Below are 25,995 nucleotides of genomic sequence, written 5' to 3' on the forward strand. Positions count from 1 at the left end.
ATCGATTTTAAATAACCTAAAAAGACTATGTATGAAAAAAAATATAGTAATTCTGATATTAGCTTTTTTAATCATTTCCTGTAACAATCAAAACCAATCAACATCTATGAATGCAACAAACAATGAAAAAGTAGTACAACAGTATTTTGAGCATTTTAATAAACACGATTGGAAAAAGATGTCGGAAATGTATACTGAAACAGCTGATTTTAAAGACCCATCTTTAGGAGCAGGTATTGTAATTCAAACGCGCAGGCAGATTGAAGAGAAGTATGCAGAACTCAATAAAACTTTTCCGGATTTGCATGATAAAGTTGTTCAAATCTATCCTTCTGGAGAAAAACATATTGTTGTAGAGTTTATATCAACCGGAACAGCTCCGGACAACTCAAAATTTGAATTGCCTATTTGTACCATTTTTACGATCGAGAATGGATTAATTACTAAAGATTTTACCTATTTCGATAATTTTGAGGAAGAAAAATAAAGGGTAAAACAACAAGAGAAAAAACGGTGATAAAAGAAATCACAAAAAAGTAAGTCAGGCAATTATAAAATTTTAAACCGAAGTTTTTTTTGAATATATTTATCAAAAAGTATATGAGAAAAATAACCGTCTTACTATTAGTATTATTTTGTTCCTGTAACAAAGAAAAAGCAAAAGAAACTACAAAAGAATCGTCAAAAGAGATTCCTATAGAAACGCCGTATTTTAAAGAAATTAAAAATAATGACGTTAAATTAGACGAACCGGTTTATGGAGAGTGGTTATTTTCTCATAAAGAAAAAGGACAAACTTTTGAACAATACTTTCTCTCTAAACATATTGTTCCAACCAAAGAGGCAAATATCATTTACTTACGACCAATTGGTACCTTTACTTCTTTGCAAAAGCAACAGATCAAATTAATGAATGAATATTTGGAAATTTTCTTTCAGTTAGAAACAAAAACTTTAGAACCTATTTCTAATAATATAGTCCCAAATTCTGCCAGAAGGATGGTTGATGATCACGAACAGTTATTGGCTGGTTATCTTTTAGATGATGTTTTAAAAAAGGAAGAACCATTAAACAGAATTGCTTTAATGGGAATTTCAGAACTGGATTTATATCCTAAACCAGAATGGAATTTTGTTTTTGGCTTAGCTTCTTATCGTGATAAAGTGGGTGTGAGTTCTATTTACAGATTACAGGATGGTAAATTAACTTCAGAAAACTTTAATTTGTGCCTATCGAGATTACTCAAAACAAGTTCGCACGAAATAGGGCATATGTTTGGTTTGTATCATTGTATTACAGCAGATTGTGTAATGAATGGAACCAATAGTTTGTCTGAAACTGATTCAAGTTCTATACGATTGTGTTCTGTTTGTCAAAGAAAATTGAATTCTTGTATTCAATACGACAACCAAAAGAGATTGACTGATTTAGAAAAATACTTTAAAAGAAATAACTTAACTGACGGACTTGACCTGATGAAAAAGGACATCGCCGTTATTCAATAAAAATGCAGGCACAAATAATAAAAATCTTAGCCATAACAGGAAGTACAAGAAAAAACTCCAGTAATTTTAAACTCCTAAAGTTTATTTCAGAACATATAAAAAGCGAATTTGAGGTTGAAATTTTTGAAGATTTGGATCAAATTCCACATTTTAACCCGGATTTAGATAATGAAAATCCACCGGAAAAGGTATTAGATTTCAGAAATAAAATTATAGAGGCAGATGGGGTTCTGATTTGTACACCTGAATATGTTTTTAGTTTACCCGGAAGTTTAAAAAATGCTTTAGAATGGTGTGTTTCGACAACTATTTTTTCAAATAAAAAAACGGGTTTGATAACTGCTTCGGCTTCCGGAGAAATGGCACAAGATCAGCTTTCATTAATAATGAAAACGCTCGAGGCCAGTTTTGATGAAAGTACACAACTTTTAATACAGGGAGTTCGCGGAAAAATCAATGAAGAGGGTAAAATGATAAACAAAGAAACTGCCATTGCACTTCAAAACTTTATACACCATTTTGAAAATCAATTCTTAGTCTCTTAAAATTTACTTTTGAAAATAGAAAATGATCACAAGAAGAAACTTTATCATAAACAGCACTCTGGCCACAACAGCAGTTTTGGCTTTGCCATCATTAGCATTTACTATGGATAAAAAAGAAATAGGCTTACAATTATATACCTTAAGAGAAGAACTTTCAAAAGATGTAAAATCGACTTTAAAACAAGTTGCAGCAGCCGGATTTACTACTGTCGAAACATACGGTTTCTCGATAAAAGATCAATTTTGGGGATTGACTCCCATTGAATTTAAAAAAATACTCGATGCTAACAAACTAAAAGCTATTAGCGGACATTATAATCTGGGAAGCTTTTTGTATGATGGAAATACAACAGAATTAATTGCAGCAATTGAAGCGGCAAAGATTCTAAAAAGTGAATTTTTGACCATTCCCTGGATAGACGAACCTTTTAGAAAAAGCATTCAGGATTATAAAAACATTGCTGTACGATTAAATGAAGCGGCAAAAATGTGTCAAAAAACAGGCTTAAAATTAGCCTATCACAATCATGATTTTGAATTTCAAAAACATGATGGAGTAACAGGTTATGAAATTCTGTTGAAGGAAACAGATAAAGATTTGGTTTATTTTGAATTAGATCTTTATTGGGTTGTTCGCTCAGGAAATGATCCTCTCAAATTATTTACAGCAAATCAGGACCGTTTTAAATTATGGCATGTAAAAGATATGGATAAAATAAATCCGGCTTTAAATACAGAAATTGGTTCAGGTTCTATTGATTTTAAAAACATTTTTGCCGCAGCAAAAAAAGCCGGTATGAAACATTTTTTTGTAGAGCAGGAAAATAATTATAAGCCCGATTTTTTTGAATCAGTCAAAACAAGTCATGACTTTATTTCTAAAAATCTCATCTGAAAATAAAGCCATTTAAAAATAGTATTTTTGTCAAAATCAATTTTAAAAGTTATGCAGAATATCGGAACAAGCAAAGAATTTATAAAAGGAGATGATATAGAGTGGGAAGTAGTAGGAGAAGGTATCAAACGCAAAATTCTGGCTTTTGATGATCGGGTGATGTTAGTAAACGTTTATTTTGAAAAAGGCGGAATTGGTGTTTTACATGAACACTATCACACACAGGTAACTTATGTGGCAAGCGGTAAATTTGATGTTACTATTAACGGAGTAACTGAAACCTTAAAAGAAGGCGATAGTTTTTATATTCCGCCACATGCAATTCATGGTGTTGTTTGCCTGGAAAGTGGTATGCTTACAGACGTTTTTGGCCCTGCAAGAGAAGATTTTCTTAAAAAATAAAAATTTCCAATAGCAATAATATCATTTTCAGAAATACCGGTCTAACCTAAAAAATTAAAAACTTTATAACTTTTTTAAAGTTTTGATTCAGATTAGATCGGTATTTTTGCAAAATGAATTTATCCAAAACGAATGTCTTATTTATGGCAGCTTGCACTGGACTTATAGTTGCAAATCTGTATTACTGCCAGCCTTTAATTGTTTTAATTGCCAACGAATTTAAAATTCCTGAAGCCAATGCAGGAACGATAACATATCTTACTCAGGCAGGATACGCGATCGGACTCTTTTTTATGGTTCCGTTAGGAGATAAAATAGAGCGAAAAAGGCAAATTTTAATGACCACTTTTGCATCAGTAATTGCATTAATCATTGCAGCTACAGCAAAAAGTTTCCTTATTTTACAAATAGCTTCTCTGCTTATTGGTATTACTTCGATTGTACCACAACTTATTTTACCACTCGCAGCTTCATTAAGTGCACCGGAACAACGCGGAAAAGTAGTAGGAACCATCATGAGCGGTTTGCTTGTTGGTATTTTGCTTTCGAGAACTTTAAGCGGATTTATTGGTCAGGTTTTAGGCTGGAGATCGATGTTTTATATCGCTGCCGGAATCTGTCTGTTAATCTTTTTTGTAATTCAGAATAAATTCCCGGTAAATAAACCTCAGTTTCAGGGAACTTACGGTCAGCTAATTCAGTCACTTTTTACACTTATAAAAACACAGCCGGTTTTACGTGAAGCAACCATGATCAATGTATTCAGTTTTGCACAATTTGGTGCTTTTTGGACTACTATGGTTTTATTGCTTTCAGGAGAACCATTTCATTTTAACAGTGCTACAATTGGTTTATTCGGAATTGTAGGTGCTTCAGGAGCTTTGGCAGCACCTTTAGTGGGTAAAATGGGAGACAAAGGAAATTCCAGAATAGCGGTAGGTTATGGTTGTTTATTAATCTTAATCAGCTTTTTGGTCTTTTATTTTTCAATCGAAAGTGTGATTGGAATTGCGATTGGAATCGTGTTTATCGACATAGGAATTCAGGGCGTTCATATCTCAAACCAAACAAGAGTTTATTCTTTATTGCCAGAAGCCAGAAACCGATTAAATACAGTATTTATGTCGTTTAGCTTTTTAGGAACAGCAGCCGGATCAGCATACGGATTATTGCTGTGGAAACTGGGCGGATGGCACGCTGTTACAATAGGTTGTATGGTATTATCATTACTATCATTAGCGGTTTACGGCCTTACTTATAAATCAAAGTCTAAAAAATAGAAAGCACAAATTGATATAAAATTAATTTGTAAATTTGCAATCAAATTAAAAATAACAACAATGGAAAACGGAATATACGCTAAATTTAACACTAGTAAAGGTTCGATTTTAGTAAAACTTACACATGATTTAACTCCGGGAACTGTAGGGAATTTTGTAGCTCTTGCAGAAGGAAATATGGAAAATAAAGTAAAACCTCAGGGAAATAAATTTTATGATGGATTAACATTCCATAGAGTTATTCCTGATTTTATGATCCAGGGAGGATGTCCTAAAGGAACCGGAACCGGAGATCCGGGTTATAAATTTGATGATGAATTTCACCCAAGTTTAAAACACGATCGTCCTGGAATTTTGTCTATGGCAAATTCAGGTCCCGGAAGTAATGGTTCTCAATTTTTTATTACACACGTTCCAACTCCTTGGTTAGACGGAAAACACAGTGTTTTTGGTCAGGTTGTAGAAGGTCAGGATGTTGTTGATGCTGTAGCTCAGGGTGATAATCTTGATTCTGTAGAAATTATCAGAGTTGGAGAAGAAGCTCAAAAATGGAATGCTATCGAGGCTTTCATTGGTTTAAAAGGTGCCCGTCTAAAACGTGAAGCAGCTTTAAAAGCAGAATCTGAAGCAAAAATGGAGCAATTAGCTGCTGGCTTTGATAAAACAGAAAGCGGTTTACGTTACAAAATGATCCAAAAAGGTGAAGGTAAAAGAGCTGAAGCCGGAAAAACTGTTTCTGTGCACTACGAAGGATCTTTAGAAAACGGAAAAGTTTTTGATTCATCTTACCCACGTAAAAAACCAATCGAATTTAAATTAGGAATTGGTCAGGTTATCGAAGGTTGGGACGAAGGTATCGCTTTATTACAAGTAGGTGACAAAGCTCGTTTTGTTATTCCTTCTGATTTAGGTTACGGACCATCAGGTGCAGGAGGAGTAATTCCGCCAAACGCAACTTTGATTTTTGATGTTGAATTAATGGATGTTAAATAAGACTTTTAGACTCTATTTAATATGGTTTTAAATAATAATCCTGTATGCTGCGGCATATGGGATTTTTTTATATTTACCTAAAAATAAAGGTAAAAACAATGAAATCAAAAATCTTAATTCTAACTGCTGTAACAGTACTTTTAGTTTCATGCGGAACTAAAAAAACTGCGTCGGCTACTACTCCGGCCACTCCGGCAGTTACTGAGGCTGCAAAACCTGCGGCATTAACGCCTGAACTGGCAGAAGGCAAAAACTTGTACGAAAACAGTTGTGGAAGATGTCATAAATTATATGACCCGAAGAAATATTCTCAGGAAGAGTGGAAACCAATTCTAACAAGAATGCAGAAGAAAGCGAAGTTGGATGATACACAAATGGCTTCAATATCAAATTATATAACTTCTCAATTGTAAGAGATTATAATTGCAGATTCATAAAAACTATTCAGTACATCGTATTGGATAGTTTTTTTATTTAAAACAGAACATAAAAAAACACCGTCACAAGTGAGGTGTTTAAAAAATTAAGAATTGCTTTCAGTGGTATTACTAACTGCAACTATTTTTAAAGTCTTTATTCCAGCTGGTAATTCCCAATCCACTACGTCATTTTCTTTAAAGCCAATAATAGCGACACTTAAAGGTGCGAGAATTGAAATTTTACCTTGTTTTACATCAGCAAATGAAGGTAAAACGATTTGAATTTTCATTTGTTTATTTGCTTTTACATCTTCGATCGTGACATGCGAATTGATTCTGATAACAGAACTATCCAGTTCACTTTCTTTACTGATAACCGCACGGTCTAATTCCTGAGAAAGCTGATTAGCTTCTTTGGCATTTGTTGAATTTTTACTTTTTAAGATCAGTTCTCTCAAAAACTGATAATCTGTTTTACAGAAGGTGGGTGTTGGTTTCATAACTATGTTTTATATTGTTTATAATTTACTATAATGGTATTTCTTCTTCTTAACAGGATGTAATGCAGGATTTTATCTATTGATAAAATAGCTTAAAATGGAATAAAAACGAATTAGCAAAAACAGAAATTTATCTGACAGAATATAAACTTGTCAAATAAATAAAATAAAAAAACCTGATGTAAATCCTCCGCCTGAAAGAAGAAATTGAAGTAGACGGAGGCCTAATGAATAAAGGCCTTACTATGCGAAATAAATACAGCCGTAAGCGGTTTTCTCCTTAAAGAAAACAACAACATAAAAACTGTAATTATACTTATAGTGCTCACAATGAGAATTGTTAATTTGATTGGCAAAGATAGGTAAACTTTTTTAAATGGCTAAAAAGTTTATTTCCATTTGATATTACACCCAATACTAGGCTTCTGGATTTCATTTAAACTTCGGTTGTAAATCAGTGCATCAATAGCACTTCGAAGATCACTTCCGCTTAAAGGAATTCCGTTTCCGGGTCTGGAATCATCAAGCTGACCACGGTAAAACAATTTGTTTTGGTTGTCAAATAAGTAAAAATCAGGTGTACAAGCTGCATCGTATGCTTTTGCCACTTCCTGACTTTCGTCGAATAAATACGGAAAATCTACTTTGTTTTTAAAAGCAAATTCCGTCATGAGTTCAGGAGCATCCTGAGGATATTTTTCAATATCGTTACTGGAAATAGCTATAACACCAATTCCCTGAACACGATAATCATTGGCAATCATCACAATTTCGCGAATAACATGAAGTACAAACGGACAATGGTTGCAAATAAACATAACCAATGTTCCTTTTGATCCTTTTAAATCCTCAAAAGAATACTCATTATTAGAATTCGTATCTTTTAATTTAAAATTTGGAGCAACAGTTCCAAGAGCTAACATATTTGAAGGAGTTCGTGCCATTTTTATCAGGAATTAATCCCTCAAAAATAAATTAAAATTCTGTAAAAAAAAGAGCACAAGAATAAAAATGTCCAAAAGAAATTTTCAAAAACTCTTTTGGACACTTTAGGATAGATTTACGAATTCAGAAAATTCAGTAAATCAGTATTTAATTTATCTTTATCTGTATAGAATAATCCGTGTGGTGCACCTTCGTAAACAATATATGTATTTTCGCGAATTGCTTTTGCCGCTTTTTTTGAAGTTAGTTCAATAGGAACAATTTTATCATCATCACCATGAATTATTAAGGTTGGAACTTTTATAAAATCTAATTCTTCTCTAAAATCAGTATAAGAAAAAGATTCAGCACATTTTAAAGTTGCACGGGGAGAAGCAAATGAACATAAAGTTCGGTAGTATTCTAATAACGGTGTGCTTAATGGTTTATTGATAATGTTGATTCCAAAGAACGTTTTTCCAAAATTATCCACAAAGCCAATTCTGTCCTCTTTAATCGCATTTGCTGTTGCTTCGCTTTTTTCTTTTGGATGTCCGTCAGGATTGTCATTCGTTTGTAATAAAAACGGAACTACAGACGATATTAAAGCTGCTTTTGTAACACCTTTTCCGCCATAACGACTAAAATAGCGAACCACTTCACCGCCGCCCATAGAGAAACCTACAAGTGTTGCGTCTTCTAGTTGAAGCTGATCGATAATCTCCTTTAAATCATCTGTTAGAGTGTCGTAATCATATCCGTCATAAGGCTGGGAAGATTTACCAAATCCGCGGCGATCATAAGCAATCACGCGATAATTATTCTGAACCAGAAAATCAATCTGATATTCCCACATTTCGTTAGAAAGCGGCCAGCCATGAATCAGAATTACAGGTTTCCCTTTTCCGTAATCCTTCACATAAAGTTTTACGTTTTTCGAAGTCTTGATGTATTTATCGGTATTTTGTTCGTGCAGATTAAAATCAAAATCTCTTTCAGTATAGTCGGTATTTAGAATCGTATTTTCCATTTTGTATCTTTTTTAGTGTTAGCTTAAAAACCTGATATGTAAATTTAGAATCAGAACTAAAAAAAACGGTTATAGAATTAGTAGTAATAATTACAAAATTAATAGGTTTGTAAATAAACAATTTTACAAATGGATTTAACCTGGAATGAATTTGAAAGAACCGATATGCGTGTCGGAACCATTATAGAAGTAAATGATTTTCCCGAAGCAAGAAAACCAGCATATCAGCTTACCGTAGATTTTGGTGCTGAAATTGGTATTCGAAAATCATCTGCACAAATTACAAAACGTTATCAAAAAGAAGATTTGATAAACCGACAAATTGTAGCAGTAGTAAATTTTCCCAAAAAACAAATTGGAAAATTTATGAGCGAATGTTTGGTTCTTGGAGCAGTAGGTGAGGAAGGAGATGTTATTTTATTAGCTCCGGATTTTAAAATACCTAATGGATTACGTATAGGTTAGTGTTCAGGTTTTTAGTGTTCAGTAATGATGATTAAACTTTAGTAAACTGAACACTAAAAACCTGAACACTGACTACTTTTTAATATTATCGATTAACTTCTGTAATATCAATTGTCCTTCTTCCCAGTATTTTAAATCAGAATCAGAATTGATGTGACCTTGTTGCCCTACGTTTACGAAATCACTTCCCCATTTTTCGGCAAAATATTTTTTTCGTTCAAAAGTAGCATAAGGATCATTTTCGCTTGCCACAACTATTGACGGAAAAGGCAATTGGTAAAGAGGCATTGGCGAAAAGTTTCTAATACAATCCGGCGTATGCTGAGGTGAATCTACATCAGCAGGCGCTACCAGTAAAGCGCCAACAATATTTTGATTATTATTTGTTTGTGCCCAATGTAATACTAATGAAACGGCTAAACTGTGCGCGACTAAAACCGTAGGTACATTTAGTTTAGAAACTTCTTCGTTGAGACGCTGAATCCATTCTTCGCGAACAGGTTCATCCCAGTTATCCTGAACTAAACGAATTGAATTGCTGAATTTTTTATGCCAAAAGGTTTGCCAGTGTTTATCTCCGGAATTTCCAAGTCCCGGTAAAATTAATAGTTGAGTTTCCATTTCAGGGAATTTATATTGAGGTTATTTTTTGGTTTGTATTTCTTTTGTAATTCGGTTTACCTCATTTACAAGCAGCGGAAAACCTGGTTCTGTCATGCCATGTCCGTAACCGTCGAGTTCAAAAAGTTTAGTTTGCTTGTGTCCGGCAACTTTCATCATTCTGGCGAGATAAGCGTTTTCTTCATAACGGCCTAACATTTCCAATTCGCGATCTCCGGTAATGAGTAAAAGTGGCGGAGCATCAGCACGAACATAATAAAGAGGTGCAAAAGTATCTATTACAGGTTGTGTGTCCGGAATACCGTTTTCTTTTCTAATTTGAAAATGAGTAATGCATTGTCCGCTAAACGGAATAAGTCCGGCAATGTTATTAGCATCAATACCTTCTTTTTGCAGCCATTTTTTATCAAGTCCAATCATCGAAGTTAAGTAACCTCCTGCTGAATGTCCAGAAACAAAAATTAAAGAAGTATCTCCGCCATAATTTGAAATATTATGAAATGCCCATGCAACAGCGGCTGCGGCATCTTCTATAGCTTTTGCGGCTTTTGCTTTTGGAGCTAATCTGTAATTGACCCCAATAATAGCAAAACCTTTATTTTTTAAGGCATCAGGAATTTCTTTATTTCCGCCTGTTAATCCTCCTCCATGAAACCAGACAATTGTAGCAAAATTTTTTATATTCTTTGGATAATAAATATCCAGAACACAACGTTCATTAATATAAGAATCGGATTTGTTGATCACGGAATTATAATACTGAATGTTGGATTTTGTTTCATAATCTGTTTTTTGTGAAAATGATAAATTTGCAATAAAGATGAAACTAAGTAAAACAATTAGTTTTTTCATTTTAAAAAAGTTGAGTTACTGTTGTTGAGTTTTAAAGAATTATTGTCTGAAATTTAAATCGATTGTCGACCAAAATACTAGAGTTTAAATATATAAAAAAAGTCCAAAATGCAGGACAAATTGGACTCGTACTTTTTTAAAAAGTTATAATAGGACTAAATATCGTCAAAATCAATATCTGTAAAGCTGGATCTTTGTCCTTCAGGTTTATCAGAACCGTATTCTTTTTTAAAATCTTTTTGATGTCTTTCAGAGATTACTTCTTCGCCTTTGTGGTTCAAAACGTATGAAGTCATTTCTTCTAGTATTTCTGCAAAAGCACTAAAATCTTCCTTGTACAGGTAAATTTTGTGTTTTTTAAAATGAAAAGAACCATCTTCTTCAGTAAATTTTTTACTTTCGGTAATCGTGATATAATAATCGTCAGCTTTCGTAGCTCTTACATCAAAGAAATAAGTTCTTCTTCCTGCTCGTAATACTTTAGAAAAAATCTCTTCTTTTTCTAACATGTCATTTTCTCTCATAATACGTTCTATCATTTTTGGAATTAATAGTACTCAAAAATCATAAAAAATTATCTATTACGCAACATTTAAAGTAATTCTTTTTCTGAAAGTTGTTTTAAATATAACGATGCGTAATAACCTTCCTGATTTATTAATTGATTATGAGAGCCTTGTTGGATTATTTTGCCATCTTCTAAAATGATTATTTTGTCGGCATTTTTAGCCGAAGAAACTCGATGACTGACAATGATTGTAGTTTTATCTTTACAAATTTGAAACAAATTATGTAAGATTGTTTCTTCAGTTTCTGTATCTACTGCTGACAAGCAATCATCAAAAAGTAAAATCGCCGGATTTTTAATAATAGCACGCGCAATAGATACACGCTGTTTTTGTCCGCCTGAAAGTGTAATTCCCCTTTCTCCTAAAACAGTATCGTATTGTTTGTTAAAAGCGATGATGTTATCATGAACAACGGCATTTTTTGCAGCTTCGATAACCTGTTCGTCAGTGGCATTTTGATTACCAAATTTGATATTGTTTTTTATAGTATCAGAGAATAAAAAAGCGTCCTGAGGCACAATTCCGATATTGTTTCTTAAGTCATTTAAGTTCAAAGTGCTTATTTCGTTCTGATCGATTGTGATTCTTCCTTCGGTAACATCATATAAACGTGAAATAAGAGACAAAATAGTAGATTTTCCTGAACCTGTTTTTCCTAAAATAGCCAATGTTTCTCCCTTTTTAACGGTAAAACTAATGTTTTTTAAAGCCTCGATATTTGTATCTTCATAGGTATAGCTTACGTTTTCGAAAGCAATAGAACCTTGTATGTCTGATGAATTTTCGTTTTTGTTTTTGATTTCAGGTTCGATTTTCAAAAATTCGTTTAAACGTTTCTGAGAAGCTTCTGCTTCCTGAACCATTGATGAAACCCATCCCAGCGAAGCTACCGGCCAGGTTAGCATATTTACATATAAAATAAACTCAGCAATTGTTCCGATATTCGGAATCGTTCCGTTGATATACATAACGCCTCCAAAATAGATAACCACTAAATTACTGATTCCGATTAGGGCAATCATCAAAGGACCAAACAGCGATTGAACTTTGGCTAAATCTAAGCTCTTTTTTTTGCTTTCATCGGCAAGAGCCACCATATTATTTTGATGTTGATTTTCTAACGAATAGGCTTTTATAACTCGAATTCCTGAAAATATTTCCTGCGAAAAACTGGAAACTTTTGATAAATACTGCTGAAAAGTAGTGCTTCGTTTGTTGATTTCAGAACTCAGTTTAAAAATGCAATAAGAAAGAATTGGCAATGGTAAAATAGTGTACAAAGTTAATAACGGTGAAACATTATACATATATATAATAACGATAGCAAAACGAATAAATGTATTAATCGTGTACATAACGGCAGGACCAACATACATACGAACTTTTGAAACATCCTCGCTGATACGATTCATTAAATCTCCGGTGCGATTTTGTTTGTAGAAGTTTTGAGAAAGTTTTTCGTATTGTTTAAAAACTTCATTTTTTAAATCAAATTCTATATGACGCGACATTACAATCAATGTCTGGCGCATTAAAAAAGTTAAGAACCCGGCAACAATTGTAGTAGCAATGATTAGCAATACGTTATGAATTAAATCTTTCCGATACGAATCGATAATAGTCTGAGAAGTTTGCTGAACTTGAGGAAGTTTATCAAACTTTTCGATAGCGTTTAGCGACTTACTGATAAGTTTTGGGGTAAACAGAGAGAATATTTGTGCGATTATGGTGATTAAAATACCTAGCGAAAAACTATATTTATACTTGATGAAATATTTGTTTAAATAGCTTAATTCTTTCATTTTTTTAAGAAATTCAGTATTGAAATGATTTGATTTTATGAATTATTCTTAAGTAAAAGTATAATAATATGAAATTTAATCAAAACAATTGTATTGTAAAATTGTTATTATAAAGATAAAAAATTAGCACATGTGTATTTTTTGTTTAAGTTTGAGAAGTCTTTTTGACGAATTCATAATTTTAACTCATAAAAATACTATAGCTATGGATGCAACTTTCGCAACTGGAAAGGAACTTCAAAAAATGGATCCTGTTTTTGGTCAACTATCTTTTGACGATCACGAACAAATTGTATTTTGCAATGACAAAGATACAGGTTTAAAAGCAATTATTGGTATTCATAATTCGGTTATGGGACCAGCTTTAGGAGGAACCAGAATGTGGAATTATAATACTGAATGGGAAGCATTAAATGATGTTTTGCGTCTTTCAAGAGGTATGACTTATAAATCTGCGATCACAGGATTAAATATTGGTGGAGGTAAAGCCGTAATTATTGGTGATGCTAAAACGCAAAAAACACCTGAATTGATGCGTAAGTTTGGAGAGTTTGTACACTCTTTAGGCGGAAGATATATCACAGCTGAAGATGTTGGAATGGAAACAAAAGACATGGACACTGTGAGAGATGTAACGCCTTATGTTACAGGAATCTCTGAAGAGAGAGGTGGTTCAGGAAATCCTTCTCCAATAACAGCTTACGGTGTTTATCTTGGAATGAAAGCTGCTGCAAAAAGCCAGTTTGGTACTGATGCTTTAGACGGTAAAAAAGTTTTGGTTCAGGGTATTGGTCACGTTGGTGAAGCTTTGGTTGAATATTTAACTAAAGAAGGTGCAATCGTAACCATCACTGATATTAACGAAGAAAAATTATATCAGGTAGCTACAAAATATAACGCAACAGTTTATACTGGCGAAGATTTGTATACTGCAGATGTTGATATTTATGCGCCATGTGCAATGGGAGCTATTATCAATGATGAGACTGTAAATAAAATTAAAGCTAAAGTAATTGCAGGTGCTGCAAACAACCAGTTAGCAGATGAAAATGTTCACGGAGCAAGATTACAGGAAAGAGGCATTTTATATGCACCGGATTTCCTTATCAACGCTGGTGGAATCATCAATGTTTATGCTGAATTAGAGCATTATGGTAAACCTGAAATCATGGCAAAAACTGAAAATATCTATAATACTACTTTAGAAATTATCGATTATGCTGTGAAAAACGGAATGACTACACATAAAGCTGCTCTTACAATTGCTCAAAATCGTATTGATTTGAGAAAAATTGAAAACAGTAAAAAATAATAAAAACAAAGTTTATTGTTGAGAGTCTCAGTCTCAGTCACCGTTTTAGGCATAACCTGAAACCGTGACTGAAAACTGGGACTTTTTTTAGATCTGAAAACAAATCATTTTCTTCGAAGTTTTTGCAATTAATGAAAACTACGACTGTATACTGTGACTTTTTATAGATTTAATTTTAATATCAGGATTGAAATTCCTAATTTTGCAGACTAATTTTTAAATGTTCTTACAAGGTGGTAAATAGAAGACACATACGCGTTAAAGTAATGCAATCCATTTATGCAATGCATCAAAGCGGTTCTGATAATCTGGAAAAAGAAGAGAAGTTTCTTTTTTATAGTATTGATAATATTCAGGACTTATATCTTATAATGCTTTCTTCATTAATTGAAATTTGCAAAAAAGAATCTGTTTTTTTACATCTATCAAGCAAAAAACATCTTGCAACTGCTGCAGAACGTAATCCAAACGAAAAATTTGTAAAAAACAAAATTTTTCAACTTCTTGCCGAGAGTAATTCACTTAGCATCGCTTTAGAAAATCGTAAAATCAACAACTGGAACCTGAATGATGATTATATCATTTTACTTTTAAATGATATTAAATCAAGCGAATTGTATGCAAAATACATGAGCAATTCAACCAATACTTTTGAGGAAGACAGACAATTTGTAATTGATTTGTTTGCTGATGTTATTGTTCCAAATGAAAAGTTGTATGAGTATCTGGAAGATGATAAATTAACCTGGGTTGATGATATTCCGGTTGTAAATACTCATATTATCAAACAATTAAAAGCAATTAAAACAGAAGATCCTGATGATTTCAGAGTGCCAAAATTGTATAAAGATGTAGAAGATAAAGATTTCGCAAAAGACTTGTTCAGAAGAACAGTACTAAACGAATCTGTTTTTGCAAAAGAATACGATGATAAAACACCAAATTGGGACAGCGAAAGGATTGCTGAAATTGATACCATTATTCTGAAAATGGCAATTTGCGAATTTTTGAAATTCCCATCAATTCCGGTAAAAGTAACACTAAATGAATATTTAGAAATTGCAAAAGAGTATTCTACACCAAAAAGCAGTATTTTTATCAACGGAATTTTAGATAATCTTGTAAAAGAGCTTACTGCCAACAAAAAGATGGTAAAAGTAGGAAGAGGATTAATGTAATTATAAATATCGCTCTGCGTGAAGGCAGAGAGCTAAAAACATAATATTAATAACAAAAATAAAAACTGAATACTATGCAAGATTTAATGAAATTTGCTCCTTATTTACTAATGTTTGTAGTGCTGTATTTCTTTATGATCAGACCACAACAAAAAAGAGCAAAAAACGAAAAAGAATTTGAAAGCGGCCTAAAAGTAGGTGACAAAATAATTACTAAAAGTGGTTTTCACGGTAAAATTGTAGAGCTTGCTGAAACAAGCGCTGTTATCGAAACGATGTCTGGAAAATTAAAAATTGAGCGTTCTGCAATTTCTATGGAAATGAGCGCTGCTTTGGCTAAAAAAGCATAATTTTTTAAATAGCAATATTAGAAAATCCCAAATTCCTAATGGAATTTAGGATTTTTTTTTTTTTTTGGTTATAACCTAATTCACTACAATCTTGTCATTCCGAGGAACGAGGAATCTTCGCAAGTAGCTCCGCAACGTAAATCTCCAATCTTTGTAGAGTTTCTGGTGGAGATTCCTCGTTCCTCGGAATGACAAACTTTACGGGTAAAATTTTGCTAGAACCGCAAAAAAAAACCTTTGTCAAAGTTTAAAACTTTGACAAAGGTCTCTAAGTGTATAAATTTTCTAAATTGAAATTTCTAAAATTTACCTGTATTTGTCATTCAATCCCACATTTGCTAAAATCATCGGAATTACTTTCTCTATTCTCGAAAGTTTAGTTTTTTCCTGTTTGGCAGTTTCAATATATTCCAGAAACTCATACTGCTTATAAGGGCTGAATTTTTGAAATGCTTCTGCCAAAGCCTGATTTTGATTTATTTCTTTTTGAAAAAGCTCAGAAACAATTGCTTCTTTTTTAGAAGGTTTAATTACTTTTCCTTGTTTTTCGTTTTCGATAGCTTCTGCAATGTAGGCTAAAACCTCTTTTTCATCTACTTCATCTTTTGACGTAAAGCGCCATTGGCGTAAAGATTTTGTTTTGTCTTCCTGAGCATTGATGAGTCTCTTTTTCTCATCTTTAAGAAAAACACCATTGAAAAACCAAATTGTAAAATAATCTTTAAAGCCTCCAATTCCGATAACATTTTTTTTATTGAAAACATAAACAGGACCACCCCATTTTATGGTTTCAACTAATTCGGTTTTGTCAATAATTGATTTTAGAAAGAGTAATTCTTCTTGCCAGTTATTGACTTTGTCCCAAGTATATTTTTTGTCAGAAGCCGGTTCCAATTTATCTTTTTCTTTTAGGTTTTTCAGGTACATCAAAAATACCAGGAATAGCAGTTAACTCAGCAATTTTTACAATTACATCAGTTGCTTTTTGAATACTTTCAGCAGGAACATATTCATATTTTCCGTGAAAGTTATGACCACCAGCAAATATATTCGGACAAGGTAATCCCATAAATGATAATTGCGATCCGTCAGTTCCGCCGCGAATTGGCTTTATGATAGGTTTGATATTTAATTCTTTCATTGCTTTCTCGGCAATATCAACAATATGTTTAACCGGAAGAACTTTTTCCTTCATATTGTAATATTGGTCTTTTACTTCTGCAATTACAATATCTTCACCAAATTGTTTTGCGAATTTTTTATTGATTTTTTTCGCAATTTTTACAATCAGGTCTTTACGTTTTTCGAATTTCTTTTTGTTATGATCGCGAATAATCAATTCTAAAACGGTTTCCTCGATACTTCCGTTTAAATGGTGTACATGAAAAAAGCCTTCGTAACCTTTAGTTTCCTGTGGAGTTTCGTCTTTTGGAAGTTCGTTGATAAAATCATTGGCTATTAACAAAGAATTGATCATTTTTCCCTTGGCATAACCAGGATGAACACTTTTTCCTTTAAAAGTAATTTTAGCTCCGGCAGCATTAAAATTTTCATATTCTAATTCACCAATCTGACTTCCGTCCATAGTATAAGCCCAGGCTGCACCAAATTTCTCTACATCAAAGTGATGAGCACCACGGCCAATTTCTTCATCAGGAGTAAAACCAATTCTGATTTTTCCGTGTTTAATTTCAGGATGCTGAATTAAATATTCCATAGCCGAAACAATTTCTGTAATCCCGGCCTTATCATCAGCTCCCAACAAAGTAGTTCCGTCAGTTGTGATTATGGTTTGTCCTTTATATTGTAATAAATCTTTAAAATAATTTGGAGATAAAACAATATTTTTCTCAGCGTTTAATACAATGTCTTTTCCGTCGTAATTTTCTACAATCTGAGGCTTAACATTTGCGCCGCTAAAATCAGGCGAAGTATCAAAGTGTGAAACAAAACCAATTGTAGGTACTTCGTGATCTACATTACTTGGCAGCGTTGCCATGATATATGCTTTGTCATCTATGGTAACATCTGATAAACCAATTGTTTTTAGTTCTTCCACTAATTTGTTGGCCAGATTCCATTGTTTTTCTGTACTTGGAGTTGTTTTCGAATTTGGATCTGATTCCGTATCAATTGTTACATAACTGATAAAACGATCTATGATATGTTGCATTTCTTTTAATTTTTAGCAAATATAAGTATTTTTTTTAGCAGATCTATTTTGTGGTTTTCTTATAAAAACAAATAAAAAAGACTCTGAAAACAGAGCCTTTATATTGATAATGATTTTTTAGTTTAAATACTTTTCACACATCTAAAACCAAGATGATTGGCAGCAGATCGTACTTCGCCTTTTCCGCGTGTTCCCACCATATATCGCGTACAATATTGATCTGTGCATAAAAAAGAACCGCCACGATGTACACGTTTTATTTGTGTTGGATCGTTAGGATCATTGTAAGCAGTTGGTCCTTGAGGGTTTCTGGCTGTTGTTCCGCTTTCGCTTAATGTTTTGTAATAGTCTACACTGTACCAGTCGCTTGTCCATTCCCATACATTTCCGGCCATATCGTATAATCCGTATCCATTTGGAGCATATTGAGCAGTAGGAGCGATGCCTTTAAAGCCGTCTTCTCCTGTGTCGCCATCTTTAATAGGAAAGTGTCCCTGATAGATATTTGCCTGAAATTTTCCATTAGGTTTTAGGGTATTTCCCCAGGCATATAAATTTCCTGTTTTGCCACCACGTGCCGCAAACTCCCATTCTGCTTCAGTAGGAAGTCTTTTTCCTGCCCATTTAGCATACGCAGCAGCATCTTCGTAAGTAATGTGTACTACAGGGTATTTTTCTTTGCCTTTTATAGAACTTTCAGGTCCAAGAGGATGCTTCCAGTCTGTTCCGCCAACGTAGGACCACCATTGTAAAAAATTATTCAGGTTTACTGCTGATGAAGTAGGAGTGAAAATTACAGAACCGGTGATTAAATCTTCTTCGGATGCAGTTGGAAATTCTTCTTTTGTTGGTTTTTGTTCTGCAACGGTAATATAACCGGTTGCTTTTACAAATTTCTCATATTCTTCATTGGTTACCTCGGTTTGATCCATATAATAACCATCAACATACACTCTGTGTACAGGAGCTGCATCTTTTGTAACTCCTTTTATACTGCATAAACTTTCATCCTCAACATTGCTTCCCATGGAAAATTCACCACCCGGAATCCAAACCATTCCTTTTGGTGTTTTGCCTGCAGGTTTATTTTTGTTTTCAATAGTAGGCTTAAAAACAGATTCTGCAGCGGTATCAGGAGTTTCTTTACAATCCATAGCTGCCATTGTATGTTTGGGTACAAGTAGTTTATTATAGCTGTAAGCAATAGTAATAATGAAGATTGTCAGGATGGCTAGAATCCAATATGTTTTGTTTTTCATTATGGTTAATTTTAGTCTGAATAGTGGTTGTTAATAGAATGGGGTAAAGTTAAAAAAATAACCTTATCAAACTCTATTTATTTGATAAGGTTAGTGTAGTTTATTTGTCTTCCTCAACAAGAACAACTTCGTATTTGTCTTTTCCGTCTACCTGAACAGGCTGATAGTAAGTTTCGCCGAATTTTACATATTTTACATCGCCAATAGTTACTTCTTCGCCGCCTTCAGGTAATTTATCGACTAAAGTTCCGGCTGTTGGTGCGACTACTTTATAATTACTTCCGTCTTTTTCATAATAAGTACCTCCGTAATAGTAATTGTTTACTGTTCCTGTATTTACCGTTTCAGCTCCGCTGGGGATATTGTTTATTGTTGCTCCAACCGGGGCAGGAACTGCTGTATAACCTCCGCTAGAAGACGTGTACCACACTCCCTGATCATAATGATATTTTTCATTTTCGACGCTAACTATAATTGCTGTGACGGCCAAAGTAGCTACGAAAAATCCCCACGGATGCCAAACAGGACCCCAATAATACGGTCTGTAAGGGCGAGGATAGTAAGGATGATAGCAATTGTATCTGTAACCGCCATATCTGTATGGAGGCCGGGCATAAACAATGGCTGTGTTTCGTCTTACTACAGTATTACGATTGTTGCGGACATTTATATTATTGTTGACATTGATGTTTACATTATTTCGGTTTCTGTTCACTGTATTGCCACTTATGTTAGTGTTTCGGTTACCGGAATTGTTTCTGTTTATAGTGTTAGAATTTCTGTTATTTGTACGATCACCAATATTTGAATTTGAACCGGCAGAAGGTCGGGTGGCTCTGTTAGGATTATTAACTCCTGCACCATTAGATCCGGGTCTTGTTGTGTTTGCCGGTCTCTTTATTCCTGCGCCATTCGATCCGGGTCTGGTTTGATTTGCTGGTCTTGCTTGTGCTGGTCGTGACTGGGCAGGTCTTGCTGTAGTGCCGCCTCTGTGTCCGCCATTTCCTCCACCATGACGTTGTGCAATACTATCAATTGAAATCAAAAAAAATGATCCCATTAAGCACATAAGTGCTGTTTTTCTAAGAGTTTTTTTTATGTTTTTCATTTTCAGTGTTTTAAGTCCATTAAAATTATGAAAAAAAATAAGAATATTTGTAAAAATCAAAAATCATTTTAATGCGTAACCTTCTCTTTTTCTTTAAATTAGGTTTAATGTGAAAATGAATTAAAAAGAAAATGTTTTTGCAGGAATATTTTGAAATGGTAGGAAGGATATTATGATTTAAATAGGAGTAACGCGTAAAATAAAAACAGTTTTGTATAAACTATAGTCACTTTCAAGTTTTATAATTAAATTTGCACTCGAAAAAACACACACAACACTCTTATGTATAAATTGATAATTCGTCCGATACTTTTTTGGTTTGATCCTGAAGAAGTGCATTACTTTACTTTTTCATTTGTAAAATTCATTTCAAAAATCCCAGGTGTTTCGGCAATTATAAGATCAGTTTATGAAGTAAAAGATACTCGCCTGGAGCGTGAAGTTTTCGGAATAAAATTTAAAAACCCGGTTGGACTTGCTGCAGGATTTGATAAAGATGCCAAATTGTACAAAGAGCTTTCTGATTTTGGTTTTGGTTTTATCGAAATCGGAACTGTAACTCCGGTTGGTCAGGAAGGAAACCCTAAAAAACGTTTGTTTCGTTTAAAGGAAGATCAGGCGATTATTAACCGTATGGGATTTAATAACGGAGGTGTTCTTGAAGCCGTAGAACGTTTGAAAAAGAATTCAGGAGTTTTGATTGGCGGAAATATTGGTAAAAATAAAGTTACGCCAAACGAAAATGCAGTAGACGATTATATTATTTGTTTTGATGCCTTGTTTGATCATGTAGATTATTTTGTGGTAAATGTGAGTTCTCCTAATACTCCTAATTTAAGAGCTTTACAGGATAAAGAGCCTTTAACAGCTTTGTTGCAGACACTACAAAACAGAAATATTGAAAAACAAAAAACAAGTACCCAAAAAGTAAAGCCAATTCTTTTAAAAATTGCTCCCGACCTTACAGATGAGCAATTATTAGATATTATTGATATTGTAAAAACGACACAAATTGCAGGTGTAATTGCTACTAATACTACTATTTCGAGAGAAGGTTTACAATCTGCCAATCAAACAGAAATGGGAGGTTTGTCCGGAAAACCATTAACCAAACGCTCTACAGAAGTAATTCGTTTTCTTTCGGAAAAAAGTAACAAAGCATTCCCTATTATTGGTGTAGGCGGAATACACTCTGCAGATGATGCGATCGAAAAACTAAATGCCGGAGCAAGTTTGGTACAATTGTATACTGGTTTTATTTATGAAGGTCCGGCTTTGATTAAAGCAATTAATAAAAAGGTTTTAAAGCAGTTGTAAGATCAACGCCTGAACGATTAATCCTGTAATAATTGCAGTTCCAAAACTTAATAAAGTACCAATCATCACATACTCGGTAAGCTTTCGGTCTTTGGCTTCCTTTAGATCTCCAAATCTAAAGATAGATTTTGCTGCCAATAAAAATCCAATTGCTTCAAAATGTCCTGTTAAGATAAAACAGAATACAAATAAGCGCTCTAATATACCAATATAATTTCCTGCTTTGCTTAGTGAATTATCCTGATTGCTATTTTGGCTTTCGGGATGCCAGATCGAAATGACAGTTTTGATAAAAATGGAGGTGGGTTTAGTCAATAATAAAAAACCTGTCAATAAAACCCAAAGCTGATTATCGAACCATGAAAAGTTGATCGCTTCGTCCTGATAAAGCAACACAACCAGAATTAAAACCAGAAGATGTGCTATTTGGTCGACAATAAACCAGGTACGTTTTGTTTTTTGTTTTTGGAAATGTAATTTAATTACATCAATGATACCATGTGTTACGGCAATTAAAGCAGCGTAAGGAATAAACCGAACCTCACCAACTAAAATCCCGGTAAGAATTCCATGCAAAAGAATATGAAGGTATAAATAAACACTTTTGTGCTTTTTGGTTTCTTTGTGAGCCACCCACGAATTTGGCTGCCATATAAAATCGCCTAGTAAATGTGCTAAAAGTAGTTTTATAAATAAAATCATAACGTTCTAAGTTGTTTTATTTGTGTTCTGAAATACCGATCTAAATTTAGTACCAAATCAAATTGGGCCCGTTTTTGTCTTCGGCTCACGGCAGCCTGATTGATGCCTAATTTTTGTCCCAATTCGTCTTGCGATAAAGCGGGGTTTTCTATTGCAAGCGCTACAAATTCAGCAGATTGTGCAAGCCAGTTGTCCATAAAAGTCAAAGCCAGCTGCAGCATCAAATTCATTTTTTCGTCTATATTTGTATCTCCCGTTCGCATTGCCAGTGTTAGTTTCTGTTTCTTTAAGGTCTCAAAAACTTCCCCTGAGTGCATAAATGCAGAACCATTGCTTTCTGATATTTTTTCAGCATTATGAGTTTTATCTCCAAAACCAATACTCATTCGGGCATCTAATTTTATAGCTTTTAAATGTGCCTTTATTAAAATAGCCGACAACAAAGCTTCTTCAGGATCTTTAATCTCGACCTGAAATTCATCACCTCTGTAGATCTCCCATTGTTCAGGAGTTTCTCCAAACGGAGAAAGTATTTTTTTTAAATCCTCCACCCAATGTTTTGATTTTTGCTGTCTGGAATCGATAATATCCCCTGTAATTACACTCGTCATGATATCAAATATAATTAAAAATAATAAAATTTATATTACAAATATAAGTAATAGTTTTTATTATTACGTTTTTTGGTAATACTTATGTTTATTACCTAATTTGGTAATGTTGTATGTTATTACCCTTTTTAGTAATACGACAGTTAAAAGAAAATTATAACTTTTATTTCTTTAAAAAAGGAACTAACTTAGCCATTACAAAAGAGTAAGCTTTGAATAAAGAAATCAAAATTATCGAATGTCCACGTGATGCTATGCAAGGCATCAAAACTTTTATTCCTACTAAAAACAAAGTTTCCTATATACAGGCTTTGCTTAGAGTAGGTTTTGATACGATTGATTTTGGAAGTTTTGTGTCTCCAAAAGCAATTCCGCAAATGCAGGATACAGCTGAGGTTTTGGCACAACTCGATTTATCGCAAACAACCAGTAAATTGTTAGCGATTATTGCTAATACACAAGGTGCGGCTAAGGCAGCAGAACACGAGCCAATTCAATATTTGGGATTTCCTTTTTCTATATCAGAGAACTTCCAGATGCGTAACACGCATAAAACAATTGCAGAATCATTGGTAACACTGGAAGAAATTCTGGAAATTGCTGAGAAAAAAAATAAAGAAGTAGTAACCTATCTTTCAATGGGATTCGGAAATCCATATGGAGATCCGTGGAATGTTGAAATTGTAGGGGAGTGGACAGAAAAATTAGCCGGAATGGGCGTAAAGATTTTATCGCTTTCAGATACAGTTGGTAGCTCAACACCGGAAGTGATCACGTATCTTTTTTCAAATTTAATCCCAAAATACCCTCAAATAGAATTTGGGGCACATTTACATACCACGCCAGACAGTTGGTTTGAGAAAATAGATGCAGCATCAAAAGCAGGTTGTACCCGTTTTGATGGTGCTATACAGGGATTTGGCGGATGCCCAATGGCAACAGACAAACTAACGGGAAATATGCCAACAGAAAAACTTATTTCTTATTTTACAGCCCATAAAAAAGTAACCGGTTTAAACTCTCTAAGTTTTGAAAGTGCTTATAATGAAGCATCAAAATTGTTTGGAAAATATCATTAGGAATAGTTTATCTTTACGTATCAAAGCATATAATAAGTGTTGACAAACAACGTTGTTTATTATTAAGACTAATAACTAAAGTCATGCTAGTAAAATTTATACAAAGAATTTCTAAGGTAGTGCTTTTGTCTACTTTATTTCTTTCCTGTTCAAGTGACCTTGATTTTAATCAGGTAAAAGATCTTAAATTAGAACCTGTTTTCGTAGCTAATCTGGCTTACTTTGATGTTCCGGCAACGCAATTGGCTAATAGTGGCGGAGGACAAGTTATATTCGATGAACAGGAATTTGATGCCTTCAAAGATAAATTTTTTAGAGACAACCTGAAAAAAGCCGAATTTGATTTTGAGATTAACAACACTATAATCAGGGCTTTTACTGTCGACATGGTGCTTTTGGATGCTTCGGGTAAGATTCTCGAAACCGATTCGTATCCAATTCCAGCCTATTCAGGAACTACAAATATTATCAAATATCCAACAGAAGTATTCGAAAACCAAAGATTAGATCTTCTGAAAAAAACAGTTAAAATTGCTTTTTTTGTCAGAATGGCGCCCGGTCCGGCATTAGATCAAAATAGTACTGGCAGTTTAAAATTTCGATCAGGTGGAACCGTATATATGGTAATCGAATGAGAAAAATATACGTAATTATAGCGTTGATAATTCAGTTCTCTTGTTTGGCTCAAAACAAAGAAGTCCTATATAATTTTACAGCAATCCCACAATCGTCAATGGTAAATCCAGGAGCCGATGTATCATATAAATTCTATTTTGGAGTTCCGGTTTTATCCGGAATTTCAGCCAATTTAGGTTCCAGCAGTTTTTCAGCCTATGATTTGTTTGCCAATAACGGAGTTGATTTTAATGATAAGCTTCGAAATGTTATTAATAATTCTTCAAACAAAGATAAAGCGCAGGCTAATCAGCAACTGGAAATATTTTCAGGAGGTTTTAGAGTAGGAGGAAAAGATAGTCAATCCTATATTTCGTTTGGAGCCTATCAGGAATTTGATTTTTTAATGTACGTTCCCAAAGATCCTGCGATACTAGCATTAGACGGAAATCGGGATTATATCGGAAAATCATTTAATCTTGCAGATCTGAGTCTTAGAGCCGAAGTGCTTTCAGTATTTCATGTTGGGTTTCATAAAAAACTAAATGAAAAACTGGTTCTTGGAGGTCGTGCCAAATTGTATTCCAGTGGTGCTAATGCCACCTCGACCAAAAATTCAGGATTTATTTATACAGGACAAATTGCCGGAACGCCCAATATCTATACACAAACCATATCTTCCAATTTAGAACTTCGAACTTCTGGAATTGCCACTTTTACAAAGGATGAATACGAAGGAAACATTGCAGGTGATATAGCCCATAATACTTTTTTTAACGGAAGCCTAGGTTTAGGATTCGACGCCGGACTTACCTATTATTTCAAAGAAAATCTTCAGTTTACAGCGAGTATCGTCGATTTAGGGTTTATAAGACATACCAAAGATATTGAGACTTTAACCTATAAAGGTACTTATAACTACAAAGGAGTAAATCCTAGTTTTGATCCTGTAAATGAACCAGAAAATGTCTTTGATGAATTTAACAAAGCCATTCCGCGAGACACATTATATAATAAATATACCACCTGGAGACCAACAAAATTCTACTCTTCAATTCAATATTCATTTGGAGAATCCCGTTCTGATGACGAATGTAATTGTAGAGGAAAAGTAACCCGAAAATATGTTAATGGGGTTGGCGCACAATTATTTGCTATGTCTATGCCAGTTGAACCTTTTGTGGCGTTAACGGCTTTTTACAGACGTAGTATCTTTGATAAATTAGACTTTAAAGCGACCTATACATACGATTCTTATTCTCATAAAAATATCGGTTTTGGACTTTCAGGAACACTCGGAAAATTAAATATGTACGCTCTTGTCAATAATGTCCTCGAATACAAAGACATTTCAAAAGCCAATAGTATGGCGTTTCAAATAGGGTTTAATTTTGTTTTCCAGAATTCTGAAGATTAGTTTTTTGCATATAAGTTCATTTGATTCTGTCAGTTCGAACAGAGTTGAGAATCTTTCAATATTATAATTAT

Annotated in this window: 29 protein-coding genes; 16 read left to right on the top strand and 13 right to left on the bottom strand. The window is 33.7% G+C overall.

Annotation, left to right across the window (positions count from 1 at the left end):
* Positions 1-31: 31 nt before the first annotated feature.
* The 8 genes from A4F88_RS15685 (at position 32) to A4F88_RS15720 (ending at position 6,034) form a co-directional block, all read left to right on the top strand.
* Complete coding sequence (locus A4F88_RS15685; protein ID WP_068843584.1) at positions 32-487, top strand: nuclear transport factor 2 family protein; 456 nt, start codon at positions 32-34, stop codon at positions 485-487.
* 113 nt (positions 488-600) lie between these two features.
* Positions 601-1,506, top strand: a complete 906-nt coding sequence (locus tag A4F88_RS15690) for an archaemetzincin (RefSeq protein ID WP_068843585.1) — start codon at positions 601-603, stop codon at positions 1,504-1,506.
* A 2-nt stretch (positions 1,507-1,508) separates the two neighbouring features.
* Positions 1,509-2,051, top strand: coding sequence for an NADPH-dependent FMN reductase (locus tag A4F88_RS15695; RefSeq protein ID WP_068843586.1), 543 nt, complete (start codon positions 1,509-1,511; stop codon positions 2,049-2,051).
* 22 nt (positions 2,052-2,073) lie between these two features.
* Positions 2,074-2,946, top strand: a complete 873-nt coding sequence (locus A4F88_RS15700; RefSeq protein WP_068843587.1) for a sugar phosphate isomerase/epimerase family protein — start codon at positions 2,074-2,076, stop codon at positions 2,944-2,946.
* Between the two features lie 51 nt (positions 2,947-2,997).
* Entirely contained in the window at positions 2,998-3,348 is a 351-nt protein-coding gene (locus A4F88_RS15705) for a cupin domain-containing protein (RefSeq protein ID WP_068843588.1), read from the top strand.
* A 143-nt stretch (positions 3,349-3,491) separates the two neighbouring features.
* Complete coding sequence (locus A4F88_RS15710) at positions 3,492-4,628, top strand: MFS transporter (RefSeq protein ID WP_245179137.1); 1,137 nt, start codon at positions 3,492-3,494, stop codon at positions 4,626-4,628.
* Between the two features lie 60 nt (positions 4,629-4,688).
* Complete coding sequence (locus A4F88_RS15715) at positions 4,689-5,621, top strand: peptidylprolyl isomerase (protein ID WP_068843590.1); 933 nt, start codon at positions 4,689-4,691, stop codon at positions 5,619-5,621.
* A gap of 98 nt (positions 5,622-5,719) precedes the next feature.
* Positions 5,720-6,034: a cytochrome C gene (locus tag A4F88_RS15720; RefSeq protein WP_068843701.1), complete on the top strand. Its 315-nt coding sequence runs from the start codon at positions 5,720-5,722 to the stop codon at positions 6,032-6,034.
* A 110-nt stretch (positions 6,035-6,144) separates the two neighbouring features.
* On the opposite strand, the gene A4F88_RS15725 is transcribed toward A4F88_RS15720, so the two are convergent.
* From A4F88_RS15725 to A4F88_RS15735, 3 genes are all read right to left on the bottom strand, one after another.
* Positions 6,145-6,540: a GreA/GreB family elongation factor gene (locus tag A4F88_RS15725; protein ID WP_068843591.1), complete on the bottom strand. Its 396-nt coding sequence runs from the start codon at positions 6,538-6,540 to the stop codon at positions 6,145-6,147.
* 389 nt (positions 6,541-6,929) lie between these two features.
* Positions 6,930-7,484: a thioredoxin family protein gene (locus A4F88_RS15730; RefSeq protein ID WP_068843592.1), complete on the bottom strand. Its 555-nt coding sequence runs from the start codon at positions 7,482-7,484 to the stop codon at positions 6,930-6,932.
* Positions 7,485-7,600: 116 nt separating this feature from the next.
* Positions 7,601-8,494 carry an alpha/beta fold hydrolase gene (locus tag A4F88_RS15735; RefSeq protein WP_082815785.1) on the bottom strand — a complete coding sequence of 298 codons (894 nt, stop codon included), beginning with the start codon at positions 8,492-8,494 and terminating at the stop codon, positions 7,601-7,603.
* Between the two features lie 129 nt (positions 8,495-8,623).
* On the opposite strand from A4F88_RS15735, the gene A4F88_RS15740 reads away from it, so the two are divergent.
* Positions 8,624-8,959, top strand: coding sequence for a tRNA-binding protein (locus A4F88_RS15740; protein ID WP_068843593.1), 336 nt, complete (start codon positions 8,624-8,626; stop codon positions 8,957-8,959).
* A 72-nt stretch (positions 8,960-9,031) separates the two neighbouring features.
* Here A4F88_RS15740 and A4F88_RS15745 read toward each other — a convergent pair whose 3' ends face one another.
* From A4F88_RS15745 to A4F88_RS15760, 4 genes are all read right to left on the bottom strand, one after another.
* Complete coding sequence (locus A4F88_RS15745; protein ID WP_068843594.1) at positions 9,032-9,580, bottom strand: RBBP9/YdeN family alpha/beta hydrolase; 549 nt, start codon at positions 9,578-9,580, stop codon at positions 9,032-9,034.
* Positions 9,581-9,601: 21 nt separating this feature from the next.
* Positions 9,602-10,432: an alpha/beta hydrolase gene (locus A4F88_RS15750; protein WP_068843595.1), complete on the bottom strand. Its 831-nt coding sequence runs from the start codon at positions 10,430-10,432 to the stop codon at positions 9,602-9,604.
* Positions 10,433-10,587: 155 nt separating this feature from the next.
* On the bottom strand, positions 10,588-10,956 hold the full coding sequence (locus tag A4F88_RS15755; RefSeq protein WP_029268690.1) for a PUR family DNA/RNA-binding protein: 369 nt from the start codon (positions 10,954-10,956) through the stop codon (positions 10,588-10,590).
* 68 nt (positions 10,957-11,024) lie between these two features.
* Positions 11,025-12,803, bottom strand: a complete 1,779-nt coding sequence (locus tag A4F88_RS15760) for an ABC transporter ATP-binding protein (RefSeq protein ID WP_068843596.1) — start codon at positions 12,801-12,803, stop codon at positions 11,025-11,027.
* Between the two features lie 205 nt (positions 12,804-13,008).
* Between A4F88_RS15760 and A4F88_RS15765 the strand changes: the two genes are divergently transcribed.
* From A4F88_RS15765 to yajC, 3 genes are all read left to right on the top strand, one after another.
* Positions 13,009-14,115 carry a Glu/Leu/Phe/Val family dehydrogenase gene (locus tag A4F88_RS15765; RefSeq protein ID WP_068843597.1) on the top strand — a complete coding sequence of 369 codons (1,107 nt, stop codon included), beginning with the start codon at positions 13,009-13,011 and terminating at the stop codon, positions 14,113-14,115.
* Positions 14,116-14,381: 266 nt separating this feature from the next.
* Positions 14,382-15,293, top strand: a complete 912-nt coding sequence (nusB, locus tag A4F88_RS15770; RefSeq protein ID WP_068843703.1) for a transcription antitermination factor NusB — start codon at positions 14,382-14,384, stop codon at positions 15,291-15,293.
* Positions 15,294-15,367: 74 nt separating this feature from the next.
* Positions 15,368-15,643 carry a preprotein translocase subunit YajC gene (gene yajC, locus A4F88_RS15775; protein ID WP_056247152.1) on the top strand — a complete coding sequence of 92 codons (276 nt, stop codon included), beginning with the start codon at positions 15,368-15,370 and terminating at the stop codon, positions 15,641-15,643.
* A gap of 306 nt (positions 15,644-15,949) precedes the next feature.
* Here the strand turns inward: yajC and A4F88_RS15780 are convergent, their stop codons facing one another.
* The 4 genes from A4F88_RS15780 to A4F88_RS15795 form a co-directional block, all read right to left on the bottom strand.
* Positions 15,950-16,537, bottom strand: a complete 588-nt coding sequence (locus tag A4F88_RS15780; protein ID WP_068843704.1) for a YdeI/OmpD-associated family protein — start codon at positions 16,535-16,537, stop codon at positions 15,950-15,952.
* Position 16,538: 1 nt separating this feature from the next.
* Positions 16,539-17,816, bottom strand: a complete 1,278-nt coding sequence (gene pepT, locus A4F88_RS15785) for a peptidase T (RefSeq protein ID WP_068843598.1) — start codon at positions 17,814-17,816, stop codon at positions 16,539-16,541.
* Between the two features lie 122 nt (positions 17,817-17,938).
* Positions 17,939-19,075: a formylglycine-generating enzyme family protein gene (locus A4F88_RS15790; protein ID WP_068843599.1), complete on the bottom strand. Its 1,137-nt coding sequence runs from the start codon at positions 19,073-19,075 to the stop codon at positions 17,939-17,941.
* A 100-nt stretch (positions 19,076-19,175) separates the two neighbouring features.
* Positions 19,176-20,183 (bottom strand): DUF6515 family protein, encoded by a 1,008-nt coding sequence (locus A4F88_RS15795; RefSeq protein ID WP_068843705.1) that lies wholly within the window; start codon positions 20,181-20,183, stop codon positions 19,176-19,178.
* 282 nt (positions 20,184-20,465) lie between these two features.
* Here A4F88_RS15795 and A4F88_RS15800 point away from each other — a divergent pair, with 282 nt between their 5' ends.
* The gene (locus A4F88_RS15800) at positions 20,466-21,500 is read left to right on the top strand and encodes a quinone-dependent dihydroorotate dehydrogenase (RefSeq protein ID WP_068843600.1); all 1,035 of its coding nucleotides are present in this window, start codon (positions 20,466-20,468) and stop codon (positions 21,498-21,500) included.
* Here A4F88_RS15800 and A4F88_RS15805 read toward each other — a convergent pair.
* Positions 21,486-22,202, bottom strand: a complete 717-nt coding sequence (locus tag A4F88_RS15805; protein WP_068843601.1) for a DUF3307 domain-containing protein — start codon at positions 22,200-22,202, stop codon at positions 21,486-21,488. The two genes, A4F88_RS15800 and A4F88_RS15805, sit on opposite strands and share 15 nt — an antisense overlap.
* Complete coding sequence (locus A4F88_RS15810; RefSeq protein WP_068843602.1) at positions 22,199-22,813, bottom strand: SatD family protein; 615 nt, start codon at positions 22,811-22,813, stop codon at positions 22,199-22,201. The genes A4F88_RS15805 and A4F88_RS15810 overlap by 4 nt, the downstream gene beginning before the upstream one ends.
* A 212-nt stretch (positions 22,814-23,025) precedes the next feature.
* Here A4F88_RS15810 and A4F88_RS15815 point away from each other — a divergent pair, with 212 nt between their 5' ends.
* The 3 genes from A4F88_RS15815 (at position 23,026) to A4F88_RS15825 (ending at position 25,924) form a co-directional block, all read left to right on the top strand.
* On the top strand, positions 23,026-23,892 hold the full coding sequence (locus tag A4F88_RS15815) for a hydroxymethylglutaryl-CoA lyase (RefSeq protein ID WP_068843603.1): 867 nt from the start codon (positions 23,026-23,028) through the stop codon (positions 23,890-23,892).
* Between the two features lie 83 nt (positions 23,893-23,975).
* The gene (locus tag A4F88_RS15820) at positions 23,976-24,527 is read left to right on the top strand and encodes a hypothetical protein (RefSeq protein ID WP_068843604.1); all 552 of its coding nucleotides are present in this window, start codon (positions 23,976-23,978) and stop codon (positions 24,525-24,527) included.
* The gene (locus tag A4F88_RS15825) at positions 24,524-25,924 is read left to right on the top strand and encodes a DUF5723 family protein (RefSeq protein WP_068843605.1); all 1,401 of its coding nucleotides are present in this window, start codon (positions 24,524-24,526) and stop codon (positions 25,922-25,924) included. The genes A4F88_RS15820 and A4F88_RS15825 overlap by 4 nt, the downstream gene beginning before the upstream one ends.
* The last annotated feature ends 71 nt before the right edge of the window (positions 25,925-25,995 follow it).

This window comes from Flavobacterium chilense (assembly GCF_001602525.1).
GTDB classification, from domain to species: Bacteria; Bacteroidota; Bacteroidia; order Flavobacteriales; family Flavobacteriaceae; genus Flavobacterium; species Flavobacterium chilense.

Coding starts and splice junctions, on each gene's coding strand:
- A4F88_RS15755 (WP_029268690.1), bottom strand. CDS start 10,956: ATGAGAGAAAATGACATGTTAGAAAAAGAAGAGATTTTTTCTAAAGTA.
- A4F88_RS15790 (WP_068843599.1), bottom strand. CDS start 19,075: ATGAAAAACAAAACATATTGGATTCTAGCCATCCTGACAATCTTCATT.
- A4F88_RS15750 (WP_068843595.1), bottom strand. CDS start 10,432: ATGAAAAAACTAATTGTTTTACTTAGTTTCATCTTTATTGCAAATTTA.
- A4F88_RS15690 (WP_068843585.1), top strand. CDS start 601: ATGAGAAAAATAACCGTCTTACTATTAGTATTATTTTGTTCCTGTAAC.
- A4F88_RS15825 (WP_068843605.1), top strand. CDS start 24,524: ATGAGAAAAATATACGTAATTATAGCGTTGATAATTCAGTTCTCTTGT.
- A4F88_RS15720 (WP_068843701.1), top strand. CDS start 5,720: ATGAAATCAAAAATCTTAATTCTAACTGCTGTAACAGTACTTTTAGTT.
- A4F88_RS15800 (WP_068843600.1), top strand. CDS start 20,466: ATGTATAAATTGATAATTCGTCCGATACTTTTTTGGTTTGATCCTGAA.
- A4F88_RS15730 (WP_068843592.1), bottom strand. CDS start 7,484: ATGGCACGAACTCCTTCAAATATGTTAGCTCTTGGAACTGTTGCTCCA.
- A4F88_RS15725 (WP_068843591.1), bottom strand. CDS start 6,540: ATGAAACCAACACCCACCTTCTGTAAAACAGATTATCAGTTTTTGAGA.
- pepT (WP_068843598.1), bottom strand. CDS start 17,816: ATGCAACATATCATAGATCGTTTTATCAGTTATGTAACAATTGATACG.
- A4F88_RS15760 (WP_068843596.1), bottom strand. CDS start 12,803: ATGAAAGAATTAAGCTATTTAAACAAATATTTCATCAAGTATAAATAT.
- A4F88_RS15810 (WP_068843602.1), bottom strand. CDS start 22,813: ATGACGAGTGTAATTACAGGGGATATTATCGATTCCAGACAGCAAAAA.
- A4F88_RS15700 (WP_068843587.1), top strand. CDS start 2,074: ATGATCACAAGAAGAAACTTTATCATAAACAGCACTCTGGCCACAACA.
- A4F88_RS15685 (WP_068843584.1), top strand. CDS start 32: ATGAAAAAAAATATAGTAATTCTGATATTAGCTTTTTTAATCATTTCC.
- A4F88_RS15795 (WP_068843705.1), bottom strand. CDS start 20,183: ATGAAAAACATAAAAAAAACTCTTAGAAAAACAGCACTTATGTGCTTA.
- A4F88_RS15745 (WP_068843594.1), bottom strand. CDS start 9,580: ATGGAAACTCAACTATTAATTTTACCGGGACTTGGAAATTCCGGAGAT.
- A4F88_RS15695 (WP_068843586.1), top strand. CDS start 1,509: ATGCAGGCACAAATAATAAAAATCTTAGCCATAACAGGAAGTACAAGA.
- A4F88_RS15735 (WP_082815785.1), bottom strand. CDS start 8,494: ATGGAAAATACGATTCTAAATACCGACTATACTGAAAGAGATTTTGAT.
- A4F88_RS15715 (WP_068843590.1), top strand. CDS start 4,689: ATGGAAAACGGAATATACGCTAAATTTAACACTAGTAAAGGTTCGATT.
- A4F88_RS15820 (WP_068843604.1), top strand. CDS start 23,976: ATGCTAGTAAAATTTATACAAAGAATTTCTAAGGTAGTGCTTTTGTCT.
- nusB (WP_068843703.1), top strand. CDS start 14,382: ATGCAATCCATTTATGCAATGCATCAAAGCGGTTCTGATAATCTGGAA.
- A4F88_RS15710 (WP_245179137.1), top strand. CDS start 3,492: ATGGCAGCTTGCACTGGACTTATAGTTGCAAATCTGTATTACTGCCAG.
- A4F88_RS15805 (WP_068843601.1), bottom strand. CDS start 22,202: ATGATTTTATTTATAAAACTACTTTTAGCACATTTACTAGGCGATTTT.
- A4F88_RS15740 (WP_068843593.1), top strand. CDS start 8,624: ATGGATTTAACCTGGAATGAATTTGAAAGAACCGATATGCGTGTCGGA.
- A4F88_RS15705 (WP_068843588.1), top strand. CDS start 2,998: ATGCAGAATATCGGAACAAGCAAAGAATTTATAAAAGGAGATGATATA.
- A4F88_RS15765 (WP_068843597.1), top strand. CDS start 13,009: ATGGATGCAACTTTCGCAACTGGAAAGGAACTTCAAAAAATGGATCCT.
- yajC (WP_056247152.1), top strand. CDS start 15,368: ATGCAAGATTTAATGAAATTTGCTCCTTATTTACTAATGTTTGTAGTG.